Genomic DNA, 14,531 nt, shown 5'->3' on the forward strand with positions numbered 1-14,531 from the left:
TTGAATAAGTAAAACTAGATTCATTTACTTTAAAATTAATGGCTTGTTGCCGCGATATCTGGCCCTTTGCGGATGAGTCGCATCATATAGCGATAACCAATGCCGAAGATGCCACAGTAACTGACGATAAAAATTCCTAGGCTGATACTCAGGTGGGTAACGCTGTGGGAAGACACGGCATCCTGAGTGCGCATCAATCCTTGGATCACCCAAGGTTGACGGCCAAGCTCGGTGGTAAACCAACCCGCTAGTGTGGCGAGCAATCCGGCGGGGCCGAGCACCAATACAAATCGCAGAAAGTGTTTGTTGCTGTAGAGTTTGTTTTTGCGTCTGAGATAAGCGCTCCACAGTCCGGCAACAATCATCAATAGACCTAAGCCAACCATGAGCCTAAAACTCCAGAACACTAACAACACATTGGGTCTGTCCTTGGCGGGATACTCAGTCAAGGCTGGCACTTGTTTGCTTAAATCATGCTTTAAGATCAGGCTCGCGAGCCCTGGGATTTCGAGGCTGAAGTGGTTTTTCTCTGCGTCCATATCGGGAATCGCAAACAAGATAAGCGGTGTGGGTTTATCACCCTCATTACGCCAATGGCCTTCCATTGCCGCGACTTTTACAGGTTGATATTCAAGGGTATTTAAACCATGAAAATCACCAATTACCGCTTGCAGCGGCGCGACGATTAACGCCATCCACATCGCCATAGACAACATCTTACGGATAGCGGGCGTGTCGTTACCTTTGAGTAAATGCCAAGCCGCCGATGCGCCCACAAAGAAAGCCGACGAAATAAAGGCTGCCACTGTCATATGGGCTAAACGATAGGGGAATGACGGATTAAACACTATCTGAAACCAATCCACAGGAATGACGCGATTGTTCACGATTTCAAAACCTTGGGGCGTCTGCATCCAGCTGTTTGAAGCTAAGATCCAGAAAGTTGAGATAATCGTGCCCGTGGCGACCATACAAGTGGCGAAGAAATGCAGGTTTTTGCCTACCTTCTGCTGACCAAATAGCATGACCCCCAGAAAACCCGCTTCGAGAAAGAAGGCGGTGAGGACTTCATAGGTGAGTAGCGGCCCCGTCACGCTGCCCGCGAAGGCGGAAAACGCGCTCCAATGGGTACCAAATTGATAGGCCATCACTATGCCTGAGACCACGCCCATGCCAAAGTTTATGGCAAAAATCTTCGACCAAAATTGATAGAGTTGTTGGTAAACCTCATTCGCAGTTTTCAGCCATAAGCCTTCTAATACCGCCAGATAGGTGGCGAGGCCGATAGTGATGGCAGGGAAAATAATGTGAAAAGAGATGGTAAAAGCAAATTGGATCCTAGCGAGTACAGTGGCATCAAAATCAAACATAATTTCCTCGAGCGATAGGCATTTCTCGTTACAAAGGCATTGATCTAGTCGCGTACACTGAGCCCTAAATTGGCTCAACGGTGAAAGCTTGTGTGCTATTAGACCATGGGATAAGCTGGCTATAACAGACACAGAATATATTGATTGGGCTATAACAGATGGCGAAGTACGAACAGTTAGCGCAGGAATTAAAGACACGAATAGCCCAAGGTGTCTGGCAGGCGGGGGACAAATTGCCATCGCTGCGCCAGACTGTGGCCGATTCGGGCTTGAGTCTGATGACAGTGCTCAATGCCTATCAGTTATTGGAAAGCCAAGGCGTGATCTCGGCGCAGGCTAAGTCTGGCTATTTAGTGGCGCCAAAGCCGGAATTAATCGCGCGCCAGGGAGAAGCTTTTCGTTATCCCGAGCGACAAAAGCCGATTTATCTTTCCGATAGCGTGGATATTAATGAGTTTGTATTCAATGTTCTGCAGGCTTCAAAGCAGGCGGACATAGTGCCCTTTGGCTCAGGATTTCCCGATCCTAGTTTATTTCCGCAACAAGCACTGGCGCGATCTTTGGTTAAGGTCACTCGGCACATGTCACCTTCTTTTGCCGCCGATAATTTACCGCCAGGCAATGCGGGACTGCGTAAGGCGATCTCCCAACGTTATGCCAAATTAGGCATGAGCATTTCGCCCGACGAAATCATCATTACCTCGGGTGCCATGGAGGCGCTCAACTTGAGTTTAGCGACGCTGACTCAAGCGGGGGATTGGGTTGTCATTGAATCACCGACCTTTTATGGTGCGATGCAAGCGATTGAGCGGCTTAAGCTTAAGGCCATTGCGGTTGCTACCGATCCACAACAGGGGATTGATCTCGAGGCGCTGGCAGAAGTGTTGAAAACCTATCCAGTGAAAGCCTGCTGGTTGATGAGCCAACATCAAAATCCCTTAGGTTGCAGTTTATCGGATACTAAAAAACAAGCGCTTTATCAGCTACTAAACGAGCATAAGGTCAGTCTGATTGAGGATGATGTTTATCAAGAACTCTATGTCGATTCCAGCGCGCCAAGGCCAGTAAAAGCCTTCGATACCGAAGGACGGGTGTTGCACTGCGGCTCATTTTCTAAGTCTTTGATTGCTGGTTATCGTGTCGGCTGGGTGGCGGCGGGATGCCATGCACCGCAGTTACAACGCTTACAAGTCATGTCGACGTTATCGACCAGTGCGCCGATGCAGCTCGCCATCGCCGATTTTATTCAGTCGGCGCAATATGAACGGCATTTGAAACAGTTACGTAAAAAGTTAGCCAGCCGTAAATTGGCTATGTATCAATTATTGTGCGCGCATCTGCCCGAATCTGTGGGGGTCAACTTTGCGCAGGGCGGCTATTTTCTCTGGTTAGCGCTGCCAGCACATATGGACGCTACACAAATTTATTATCAGGCGATTGAGCGTGGGATCAGTATTGCACCCGGAAATCTCTTTAGTAATCAGGTCGAATTCCGCCATTTTATGCGTTTGAATGCCTCATACGAGTGCTCGCCAGAGATAGTCTCAGCGGTCGTGGTACTGGCCGAACTTATCCGTAACTATTCGCGCCGAAGTTAAAGGCTGTGGCTAAAAATTTTTAGACTTCTAGATGTCTATCTGTTAGCTTGTTGAGCATGCACAAATCTTGTGCAATTCTCTATGTCGATTGAATACTGGGCTGCTACGGATAAGGAAGGGAAAATGAAATTAGAGTCACTGGCATTACACCACGGTTATGAGTCAGAAGCGACCACGAAGGCGGCCGCTGTACCTATCTATCAAACGACCTCTTATACCTTCGACGATACCCAGCATGGTGCTGATTTATTTGACTTAAAAGTCGCTGGCAATATTTATACTCGGATAATGAATCCTACTACTAGCGTGCTAGAGCAACGTCTGGCGGCCATTGAAGGTGGCATAGGTGCGCTGGCCGTAGCATCAGGTATGGCGGCGATTACCTATGCGATTCAAGCCTTGACTCAAGTTGGCGATAACATCGTCAGCACCAGTCAGCTCTATGGTGGCACTTACAATCTGTTTGCCCATACGCTGCCGCGCCAAGGCGTTGAAGTGCGTATGGCGGCCTTCGATGATTTTGAAGGCCTCGATGAGCTGATCGATGACAAAACTAAGGCCTTGTTCTGCGAATCGATTGGTAATCCGGCGGGCAATATTGTCGATTTACAACGTTTAGCCGAGATTGCCCATAAGCATGGCGTGCCTTTAATTGTCGATAATACGGTCGCGACTCCAGTGTTATGTCGCCCCTTTGAGCATGGCGCCGATATCGTTATTCATTCTTTAACTAAATACATTGGTGGCCATGGCACGACAATCGGTGGAGTGATTATTGATTCAGGCAAGTTCGATTGGGTGGCAAATAAGGAAAGATTTGCCTTACTCAACCAAGCCGATCCTTCTTATCACGGCGTGGTCTACACAGAAGCCTTTGGTCCTGCTGCATTTATTGGTCGTTGCCGTGTGGTACCGCTGCGTAATACCGGCGCCGCACTGTCACCGCACAGTGCATTTTTACTGTTGCAAGGCCTTGAAACCTTAAGCCTTCGAATGGAGCGCCATTGCTCGAATGCCTTGGCATTAGCTGAATATCTGGTGTTGCATCCGGCGGTCAGTTGGGTGAACTATGGCGCCTTGCCGAGCAGCCCTTATCAGGATAATTGCCACAAGATCACTGGCGGAAAAGCTTCTGGGATCATCAGCTTTGGGATTAAAGCTGCCACAGCAGAAGAAGGTAAGCTTGCTGGCGGACGTTTTATCGATGCACTGCAGATGATCCTGCGTTTAGTGAACATTGGGGATGCGAAATCCTTGGCCTGCCACCCTGCGAGCACTACGCACAGACAGCTCGATGCCGATGAACTGGCACGGGCGGGCGTGTCTGAGGATCTTATCCGTATCTCGGTTGGGATTGAGCATATAGACGATATTATTGCCGATGTGTCGCAGGCGCTCGATAAGGCACTGGCGAGCAAATAGCTCGTATCGAATAGCCCATATTAAATAGCCGATACCTCATCGCTTTATTAAATCGTTAACAGTAAAAAGCCGCCATCGATTCAATTTGATGGCGGCTTTTTTAGTGCTTTAAAACGATGTTAATCTTGCTGCAGTCGATTTCTCGCCTTTTGATAGAAGTAAGATACAGTCAGCAAAATGACTCCGATCAGCATAAAGGCAATCACCTTTTGCACTAGCTCGAATGAAGCCATATCCAGTAATAGCACCTTAAGTGTCGATAAGGTAAATAGCCCTGCGGCGAGGCGGATCATATCGGCATTTTGTGGTTTTAAGCTGATAAACATCAACACACTGCCATGGATAACCAATAAAATCGCGCTGAGCGGTGCGGCAATAATGTTATCGAAGCTATAACTCCACATAAAGTAACTCAAGGCGAGTAACAGATGCCAACTCCACTTAAGTCCTTGTAAAGGTAAGATGCGTCTATGCAAGCGTATTGCTGCGCCGTGCTGCAAGATAAGCCTTGCTAGGAGTGCCAGTGATAAAAACTCGATTAACACAAACGAGGCATTATCACGATTAAGCCCGAGTGTTAGCTCAAAATGCAACATGATGGGCAACAGGGCTAAGCCTAAAGTGAGGCCATAGGCGAGATGGTAGCTTTCCTTTATTGCGGCTTGGATTTCAGCGGCGAGGGTTAACTTCATGCTATGTGAGGCTTGGCTTACACCTCTTTGGATTAGCAAGGCAAAATAACCACTTAAGGCTAACGCCGTCATCGCTATTCCTACTAGCTCTGAATGATTAAAGCCATAAACGATCACGGCCAATACCAGTGCAAAGTAATAAGGGCTTAATTGCCATTGTAGTTGCAGCAAGGGGCGCCAACGCTCGGGTAATTGGCGGTAGCGGAGCAGGGTGAAGCCCATAAAGAGGGCGCCAACAGCCAGCGCCGCGAGTCCTTGCCAAGCGTGAATAAGGCAGAGCGAGGCGGTCATCAGAACCGCTAGCCAAGTGAGGATTTTGGCTTCTATGTTCAAACTCTTATGTTTAACAAAGTAGGCTAAACCTAGGCTCATAAAGGTGCTCAGCCAGAGTGCGATAGCGGTATATTCCCAATGGTTGCGGATGACTTTGGGCAGCAGAATAAGCGGTAGCAGCAAATAGCAGAAGATTTGCATCGTATAAGCGGCTTTGGCAAATAAGGCATCTTTATAGTGGCGACGATACCAATAATGGGCCAAGAGTAGGGCGATAAATAACTCAATCCGTGCCAGTTTTGCCATGAGCGGTTGGGCACTAAAGCTAAAACTGCCTGTGAGCATTATACCTTCAACAACCTTAAACAGCAGCGGCAATAGTAAGAGCCAAGCAGCAAATTCACTGATAACGAGTCTGTCCTTTTCGCTTAAATACAGCAGTAATAGGCTGACCAGTGGCAAGATGGCGAGGTAGTAATCGCTGCTTAAAAGGTAAGCCACGAGGATAATTGTCGCCACATAAAAACCGCTTAATAGCTCTTTTAACAATCTGTTTAGCTGACTTTCTAGGGCCGAAAGCAATGTATGGTGGAGTGTTAAAAGCCGAATAACAAAGACTAAGGCGGCGCAACTTAAGGCCAGTGCTAACAGTGGAAAGCCAAAAGCTGATAAGGGAGAAATTGGCGCCCCATCGATAAAGCTTGATTCTAAAAGGCTCATGCCCGTCAGTACACTAGACGCATTGAGCCCTAATCCCATCAGCAGCAATACATAGGCTTCGGCGCGAACGGAAATCAGTTCTTCTTTGGTGCCAATCCACAAGAGTAATAAGGCTTCGAGCAGTAAGACTAATCCGAGGAAATCGTGGCTGAGTAAATACAGTGCGGCAAATCCCGCAAAACTCCCTGCAAAGACTAACAATAAGCCGCTGCGGGCTTTTTCTAGGTTGCCTGTGCGCTTCCAAGTTAGTTTCCAATAGAGGGCTGCGCAAATCAGAGCGTTGATTGCAAAAATTTCCCCTGCGAACTCAGTAAATTGCGTTAACTCTAATAACACAAAGGCGAGCAATACTATCGGTAGGGCGAGTATGCGATGGCTCAGTGCATTATGTTTTTCATCATGATGGGTAAACGGCTTGGTAAATAGTAGGCTGGTGATGCCGTAGAGATAAAAGGTTGCATTAATACTGATAAGCGCCAGCAGACTGATGCCGCCAAAACCCCTGAGTGGCAATTCAATGAAGTAGCTAAAGGCTTCGATGCAGCCTATGTGCAACAGGGCGGTGATTTCCAGTAATAGCGGCCACTTAAGTTTGCGACTCTGGGCAAGGGCGCCGGCACCAATAAGCAGTAAATAAGGCAGATACAAAAGCGGCGCATAGCTTTGGGATAACAGCATCATAGGTGCAGTCGAACCACCGACTAAGGCGATCACGGCGATCACTTTGGCATCTAAGCGCATCGACAGGCCATAACCTGCCAAAGTGATCAATAACAGTAAGATAAAACTCGCGCTATTAGGTATTAACTCAAAATACGGCCCAATAAAGTACGCGCAGAGATAATTAAGTATGAGTCCGAGTCCGACAATACCTGAGCCAAAATCAGCCATACCCGCGCGTTTTTGGCGAATAAAAATCCCGCCCACTATGATAGCGTTCGCGCTGGCAAACCCGAGTAGCGCTTTGCCAAGTTCTGAAAACCAATGGTTGATTGAATATTGCAGTAAATACCCAAAGCCTAAGGTCAGGGTGATAATGCCTGCGACAGTCATCAAAAAGACAGGTCCTAATCCCTTGGCCTGATAATGATGGTAGAAAGATTTGACTTGCTCGTTGACTGCCGCAAAGGGGGCCATGACGGCCGCGAGTCCTTGGGATAACAACTCATCAAATTGACTCGCCACTTGCACGCTTGCCTGCAATTTGACTTCATCACTCAGTTGTTGATCTTGCGCTTGGTGTTCGGTTTTAGCGGTTTGTTCTGTCGAGGTATTTTTCGTTTTTATTTGCCAAGGGTCTTCTTGCCAAGCGTTTTGCTGCCATGGGTTGGGTTCTGCGGGAGCTGGCGCTACGGAAGCTGGCTCAAGGGTTGGTGTTTGTGCCGCATAGGTTAATGTAGGCGCGTTATCGGCGGCGGTGAGCACAGATGCAATCGATGAAGCACTCGCTGCCATATTCAGAGTGGTTTCAGTGGCGTCTTCAGTCGCAATTTGCTGACTTAAGGTCTCGAGCTTAGTGGAGAATTCTGCTAATTGACGACTGAGCGAAGATTGCTGCGATAAATGCAGCGATTGTAGCTGTGCCAGCTCAGCTTTTAATTGGGCAACGTCATCCTTTAACGGCATATCTCATTCCTAAGTGTTTAACTCATAAACCTTTGTCGGCAAGAATTGTACTTGTATGTGTATTTTTCGGCTAGTTTTTGTTGATTTTTAGGAAATCTCCGACTGCGACTTTTCCAACATGTCATTGCTCAGCATAAAAAGAGCCCTGTATAAAAAAGAGCCAGATATTGCTGGCTCTCATTTAACGTGTCAATTTCGATGAGTTTATTTTTTCTGTGCCTGTAGGATCACAAATTTACCGTTGGAGGCGACTGTGGTGCAGTTCTTAAATAAGCGCTGTAATTTTACATGGTAAGCCAGATGACGGTTGCCGACGATATGTAAGATCCCCCCCTCTTTTAAGCGGCGGCGGGCATCTAAAAACATCTGCCAGGCAATATGATCGGTAATGGCTTCACCTTGATGGAACGGCGGATTACACAGTACCAGATCCGGTTGAACTTCTTCTGGCAGATGCGTCATGCAATCGTCCCAATAAAAGTGGCCTTTGTCTGCGGGCAATTGGTTGCGTGCCCAGTTTGCCTTGGCTGATGCGACTGCCATTTCAGAATCGTCGATAAAGTGGATGTCAGCCTCTGGGAATAACTGGGCGGTGCGTAACCCCAGCACGCCATTGCCACAGCCGAGATCAACAATCGACTTAAAATTCCCTTTGGGCAGATTCTCTAGCATGATGCGTGCGCCAATATCGAGTTTGTTGGCGGCAAACACATTACTTAAATTGCTGATCTCAAGTTGATATTCGGGTACGGCCCAAGTCACTTCTTTGGCTAATGGTCTTGGTTTGCCATCGCTGACACAGGTGATCACTCGCGTGTTTTTCCACGCTAAACTGGCGCTTGCGGGGCCTAAATGTTTAGCAAAGATGTCGAGTAAGGCGCTATTGATCGATTTGGCTTTGGCGGCCACTAATACACGAGTGCCTGCAGGTAACACTTGCGACAAGCGCGTTAGCTGGTGGGCAAAGTAGCTTAAGTTCTTAGGCAACTTCATCAATACTAAGGCTAAGTTTTCCGGCAAGGTATCGCGGCTGGTAAACCACTGCAGATTATCCATCGGCAACTGATTGCGGCCATGATTTTGCTCTGTGCCTAAAAAGCTGGTTCTAGCATCGGTTTCAACAAATAGTGGCCAACTTGGATGCAATTTAGATAAACCGCAGCTTAAGGCGCCGAAACTGTCGTTGACAATAGCGGTTGGCACGGCGGCTTGCTCTGACTCAATAAGGCTTTTGAGTAAGTGTTCATCGGCGGCATCCCAAGCTTGAAGATTGGATTCCTGCTGAGCTGGATACCGTAAGAGTTCGAGTTCAACACCCGCTACTGAAAATTGTGTTGTCATGTGCCACACTGCGCCAATAAATTTAAGGCGCAGATTATCGCAGATTTCATGGTTGAGTGCGACGGCTCGCATGGAGGACGTCAATGCAACAAGGTAAGTTAGGGTTTGATACAGAGGGTGAGGCTCAAATTAAACCGCCCATCACCTTAGTGCGGGGTTATCTTAATACTGAGCAGCAAGCGGCGCTAATGAAAGAAGCGCAGACCTATCCCTTAAGTCGCCCCGAAATCCAAGTCTTCGGTCAGTTTCACGCGATCCCTCGCCAGCAAGTGTGGTTTGGCGATCTGGGCTGCGACTATTTATATTCAGGACTGTTTATCCGCGCCCTACCTTGGCCTAAATATGCTCACAAGTTGAGGGATAAGTTAGCGCGGGATTATGGCTTGGAGAGCAACGGGGTATTAGTGAATCGCTACGCCGATGGTAAAGATTGTATGGGCGCCCACAGTGATGATGAACCTGAAATTGCTCAGGGGAGTCATATTGCTTCTATTACCTTAGGCGCCACGCGGGATTTTGTGCTTAAGCATAAGCACAGCCAAACCAAGTACAGCATCAGTTTGAACAGTGGCGATCTACTGATCATGCATTGGCCCATGCAAAGTGATTGGCTGCATAGCCTCCCTAAACGGTTGAAAGTAAAAGAGCCACGTTGGAACTACACCTTTAGGCAATTAGTTGTAAATTATCATGGCTAAGATCTGTAATCGAAATGTGGCAATGGTAATAAAATAAAGTAAGCAATCTTGATGAGTGAATTTGATCTTTTGCACTTGAAGCAGTACTCTGCGCCCACTGGATTTTCCCATTCTGAGACTCGAATATGTCCAATACCCAAGAGCCAGTCACAGTGGCTAATATTATCACCCATAAGTTAACAGAAAACTTCTCACCGACCCACTTAGAAGTCCTTAACGAAAGCTATCGCCACCATGTGCCACCCAATTCCGAAACCCACTTTAAAGTGGTGTTGGTCAGTGAACTGTTTGATGGGTTACGCTTATTGGCTCGCCATCGTTTAGTCAATAGCTGCTTAGCCCATGAATTGGCAACGGGAGTGCATGCTTTATCTATACATACGTTCACCCAGAGCGAATGGGATGCTAACGTCGAAGTGCCAAAGACGCCTAATTGTCGTGGTTAAGCTATTAACCTGCTGCGCATCTTGAGCCACTCCATGGGAGTGGCTTTTTGTTTTAGGTCAAATGAAGGGCATTCTTTAGTTTCCCTGTCGAATTTTCTGTGTTAACAATATGTTTTATTTTTAAAGGCGTTAAGCACTTTGCGATCGCGTAAATGTGAGTATTTGATAAGACTCGATGCGCAGTGTGGGAGAAACTCGATGCATAAGTTTGGTAGCCTGCTTTTAGCGGTATTACTTTTAGGATTAGGTGGTTGTAAGCCACCATCCAGCAATACAGAAAAGGCAACACCAGACATTGCACTTAGAGCCGATGCGCAGATTATTGAATGGAAACTCGCGACCTCTTGGCCTAAAAACTTTCCTGGCTTAGGTATGGCTCCCGAACGATTTGCACGTTTAGTTGATGAGATGTCCAATGGCCGTTTAAAAATCACTGTCTATGGTGCGGGTGAGCTTATGCCCGCTTTTGCTGTTTTTGATGGCGTGAGTCAGGGCAAAATTCAAATGGCCCACGCGACTTCCTTCTACTGGAAAGGTAAATCTCCTGCGGCGCAGTTTTTTTCATCGATTCCCTTTGGTATGACTGCACAAGAAATGAATGGTTGGCTTCACTATGGTGGCGGTATGGCACTGTGGGAAGAGGTCTATCGACCCTTTGGGGTTATTCCGCTGGCGGGGGGCAATACGGGGATGCAAATGGGCGGTTGGTTTAATAAGCCCATTAATACCATTGCCGATTTTAAAGGATTGAGGGTCCGTATGCCGGGATTGGGTGGGGAAGTCTTAAAACGTGTTGGCGCTGTACCTGTTAATATGGCGGGGCGTGAGATCTATACAGCGTTGCAAACAGGTTCAATCGATGCGGCAGAATGGGTTGGACCCGTCAATGATCTTGCTTTTGGCTTGCATAAAGTGGCTAAGTTTTACTATTACCCCGGCTGGCATGAACCTGGTTCAAATATGGAATTTTTGATTAATAAAGCGGCATTTGAGAATTTGCCCGCCGATCTTAAGGCTATAGTCAAGGTTGCTGCCCGAGCCATTAATCAAGATATGCTCGATGAATATACTTCCCGCAATGTGTTAGCACTTGATACATTGGTCAAAGATAAAGGGGTGGTATTGAAAGAATTTCCCCCTGCGGTGTTGTCCGAGCTTGAGAAAATTTCAAGTCAAGTTATTGGGGACCAAGCAAATCAAGATCCTTTGATGAAGATTGTCCATGATGCCTACCGAACCTATGAGAGAGGTGTGCGCCAATATCACAAAATATCAGAAGATGCCTATAGTCAGTATCGTCAGCATTAGTATTTGATTTGTGATTTTATCTTTAATTAACTTATTATCGGCCTAATTTATTTAGTGTTATGCTTGCCGTCTATAATATAAATAGATTGTTGCAGTGGCGTTGATGTCGCCCTGAGAATTTGGAGATCCCCATGCCATTACTTGATAGCTTTACCGTTGACCATACTCGAATGAATGCTCCTGCGGTACGTGTTGCGAAACATATGAGTACACCAAAGGGTGATGCCATTACCGTATTTGACCTACGTTTTTGTACGCCGAATAAAGAAATCCTGAGCGAGCGTGGCATTCATACGCTGGAACATTTATTTGCAGGCTTTATGCGTGATCACTTAAACAGCAGCAATGTTGAAATTATTGATATTTCTCCAATGGGATGCCGTACAGGCTTTTATATGAGCTTAATTGGAGAGCCAACCGAGCATCAAGTTGCTGTGGCATGGTTAGCGGCGATGGAAGATGTATTAAAAGTCGTTGAGCAATCCGAAATTCCAGAGCTCAATGAGTACCAGTGCGGAACCTATGAGATGCATTCATTAGAGCAGGCGCAAGAGATCGCCCGTAATATCATCGCAGCAGGTGTGAGTGTGAATCGTAATGATGATTTAAAATTAAGTGATGAGATATTAGGTAAGCTATAAGCCATCATTCGTAGGGGAAAGCCATCCTTAACGGGCTTAACGACTCACAATGTCCTAGTGATATGAAGAAAGCGACCGTAGTCGCTTTTTTTTTCAAATAAATTCAGTTATTTTACAACTTAATAACAAATCGTGCGCTAACCAACATTATTTTGGGAGCTTGGCATGTCTAGTCGTTACTTTATCCTATCGTTTTGTGCCGTTGCGGTTTCTGTTCACTATTCAAGTCATCTTTTTGCGAATCCTCTCGACTCTCAAACCATCAATCTTTATGAAGTGAATGATATTTACCACAGTAGCGATGATGTGATAGCGCTGAGTCGCTTGAAAACCTTGACAATATTACCAGCCGATCACAGTGGCAATCCTGCAAATATCAGTATGCGCTCAGTTAGCCAAGGTGTGGCCGTGTTGCAGGACCGCGTTTACTTCTCACCGGCACCTTATTCAGCACCACAATTACAGTTATTGCCTAATCTACTGCAACAGCAAAGTGTGACAGTTACGCCATTATCGGAGATGACTGTTGGTGGGCAGGGGGCATTTGGGGTGATCAGCTATCAGAGCCTTGCGATGCTAGATCAAGCACAAGAGAGCAAAATCACAGTTGAAGGTTCGACTGACTCCGATATGAGTGCTGAAATGAATTGGGGGGTTAAGCAGAAAGAATATGGCACGATATTGGCGGTTAACTATGAAAAGAATAAAGGTGAGGGTGATTTTTTCACTGGCCGCGATACGGATAGAACAAGCACTGACATTCTTTTTAAGATTAATGCATCGAGTCTATTAGGGGCTAGAAACCCTCAGATGACCGAGTTTACCTATCAGTTTTTCGATGTTGATAGTTATCGCTCACTCTTGGGGGTGACTGGCGCCGACTGGTTGAAAAATCCCATGATGCAGTATTCCGCTAGCGCGGAAGACCAAGCCATAGGTCGATACCATAAATATCAACTTTCCCATCAGGTTAACCTCGGTAATAGCCAATTTATCACGGACTTTTATTATCACTCCTATGCCCAACAGTTAAGCCAAGTGAACCAATTCAATGGGCTCGTGATAGATAGGCAAAGTCTTGCCGAGATCGCCGCATTTGATCGCCAGCCTTGGAATAGTGGTGCTGAACTTGCCGCCCTTGAGCAGGATAATGATTACAGCGCTTTTGGCGCGCAGACCCAATCTGTAAATCAGTATGGTGAACATCAAATTATTTACAGTGCTCGTTATCATACGGATAAAGCTGAAATGCGATTTGCAGAGCAGCAATCAATGTGGCTGCCAGATAGAAGTATTGTCAAGGCTGCATCATCTTCGATATTGGCCTATACAGATGATGCAACGGCATTGACTTCATCAGTTGATTCATTACTTAAATGGGAAGGATTACAGTTTAAGCTGGGCGTTACCTATGAGCATGTTGATGTTAATCGTGAGGTGCATTCAGCCTATGCCGGACTCGATGCTGTTGATTTTTCTGACAGTGATTGGATGCCGCAGTTGGGGGTTTTCTACGATGCGGGGAATTGGCGTTTTAGTACGGATATTCGACGGGCTTGGACGGCCGCGAGTGCGGGAAATCTTGAACAGGAAGCACAGGTCTCACTCCATTACCAAGTGAGTATGCAATATGCCCTTGAGGGGTTTAATGCCAATCTTAAAGCCTACATGCAGGAGTTTGATAATCTGCATGTGGATTGCAACGCTTATTCTTTATGTGCTGATGCGCGTTTATTCACCCAAGAGAATATTCCTGATGTGCAGACCTATGGCATTGAAGTGAGTCTGGGCTATTTGTGGAATGTTGAACATCTGACGTTTCCCCTCTCACTGAATTACCAATATATCAATTCAGAATACCAAACCAATACTTGTACCGAGATCCAAGGTTGTGTGTTCGCGGGTGATAAAATGGCGTGGCTACCCGAACAGCAACTGCAATTTAGCGCAGGAATGAAATACGAAGCGTATGAAGTTAATGTCAATGCGTTTTACCAATCGGAAAGGGAGTTGAGTCAGTTTGGTGCTGAATTAACCCCCATTGCTGGGCAGCTAAGGGTAGATTTAGCCGCAAGTTATCAATTTGATCGCCATCATCGATTTTATTTTAGAGTCGAAAATCTGTTGGATGAGTCTTTGGTAACAACAGCATCAAATAGCGGAATTCGAGTTGAAAATGGACGTATCAGCTATTTGGGGTATCAATGGCGTTTCTAAGCTACAGGATATCTTGTCTGGGATAATGCAGCGTGATCACGATAACACTCCTTAGTGGGTGTTTTTGACTAACATCGACCTTTCGCTAAATTAACTCTTTAAAAATTAATGTTATAGTACCTCCCGACCGGAATATTGTCTCTTTCTGGCCATTCACTCGGCCGGAAGGTGAACGCCGT

10 protein-coding genes are annotated in these 14,531 nt (G+C 46.5%); 7 read left to right on the forward strand and 3 right to left on the reverse strand.

Features of this window, described 5'->3' with window-relative positions:
• Positions 1 to 35: 35 nt before the first annotated feature.
• Entirely contained in the window at positions 36 to 1,370 is a 1,335-nt protein-coding gene (locus tag JEZ96_RS04230) for a cytochrome ubiquinol oxidase subunit I (protein WP_025008452.1), read from the reverse strand.
• 158 nt (positions 1,371 to 1,528) lie between these two features.
• Between JEZ96_RS04230 and JEZ96_RS04235 the strand changes: the two genes are divergently transcribed.
• Together JEZ96_RS04235 and JEZ96_RS04240 are read left to right on the forward strand one after the other, a co-directional pair.
• A complete protein-coding gene (locus JEZ96_RS04235; RefSeq protein WP_014610000.1) occupies positions 1,529 to 2,968 on the forward strand; it encodes an aminotransferase-like domain-containing protein in 1,440 nt (479 codons plus the stop codon).
• Between the two features lie 123 nt (positions 2,969 to 3,091).
• Positions 3,092 to 4,390 carry an O-acetylhomoserine aminocarboxypropyltransferase/cysteine synthase family protein gene (locus tag JEZ96_RS04240; protein ID WP_011790507.1) on the forward strand — a complete coding sequence of 433 codons (1,299 nt, stop codon included), beginning with the start codon at positions 3,092 to 3,094 and terminating at the stop codon, positions 4,388 to 4,390.
• Between the two features lie 119 nt (positions 4,391 to 4,509).
• Here JEZ96_RS04240 and JEZ96_RS04245 read toward each other — a convergent pair whose 3' ends face one another.
• Positions 4,510 to 7,701, reverse strand: a complete 3,192-nt coding sequence (locus tag JEZ96_RS04245) for a DUF2339 domain-containing protein (protein WP_061783029.1) — start codon at positions 7,699 to 7,701, stop codon at positions 4,510 to 4,512.
• Positions 7,702 to 7,905: 204 nt separating this feature from the next.
• Positions 7,906 to 9,042, reverse strand: coding sequence for a methyltransferase (locus JEZ96_RS04250; RefSeq protein WP_041412309.1), 1,137 nt, complete (start codon positions 9,040 to 9,042; stop codon positions 7,906 to 7,908).
• An 83-nt stretch (positions 9,043 to 9,125) separates the two neighbouring features.
• On the opposite strand from JEZ96_RS04250, the gene JEZ96_RS04255 reads away from it, so the two are divergent.
• From JEZ96_RS04255 to JEZ96_RS04275, 5 genes are all read left to right on the forward strand, one after another.
• Positions 9,126 to 9,740, forward strand: coding sequence for an alpha-ketoglutarate-dependent dioxygenase AlkB family protein (locus tag JEZ96_RS04255; protein WP_011918786.1), 615 nt, complete (start codon positions 9,126 to 9,128; stop codon positions 9,738 to 9,740).
• Between the two features lie 125 nt (positions 9,741 to 9,865).
• On the forward strand, positions 9,866 to 10,186 hold the full coding sequence (locus JEZ96_RS04260) for a BolA family protein (RefSeq protein ID WP_011790503.1): 321 nt from the start codon (positions 9,866 to 9,868) through the stop codon (positions 10,184 to 10,186).
• A gap of 198 nt (positions 10,187 to 10,384) precedes the next feature.
• Positions 10,385 to 11,494, forward strand: coding sequence for a TRAP transporter substrate-binding protein (locus JEZ96_RS04265; protein WP_128090161.1), 1,110 nt, complete (start codon positions 10,385 to 10,387; stop codon positions 11,492 to 11,494).
• Between the two features lie 131 nt (positions 11,495 to 11,625).
• On the forward strand, positions 11,626 to 12,135 hold the full coding sequence (luxS, locus tag JEZ96_RS04270) for an S-ribosylhomocysteine lyase (RefSeq protein WP_011790501.1): 510 nt from the start codon (positions 11,626 to 11,628) through the stop codon (positions 12,133 to 12,135).
• Between the two features lie 165 nt (positions 12,136 to 12,300).
• Positions 12,301 to 14,352 carry a TonB-dependent receptor gene (locus JEZ96_RS04275; protein WP_025008810.1) on the forward strand — a complete coding sequence of 684 codons (2,052 nt, stop codon included), beginning with the start codon at positions 12,301 to 12,303 and terminating at the stop codon, positions 14,350 to 14,352.
• The last annotated feature ends 179 nt before the right edge of the window (positions 14,353 to 14,531 follow it).

It is taken from the genome of Shewanella putrefaciens, assembly GCF_016406325.1.
GTDB lineage: Bacteria > Pseudomonadota > Gammaproteobacteria > Enterobacterales > Shewanellaceae > Shewanella > Shewanella putrefaciens.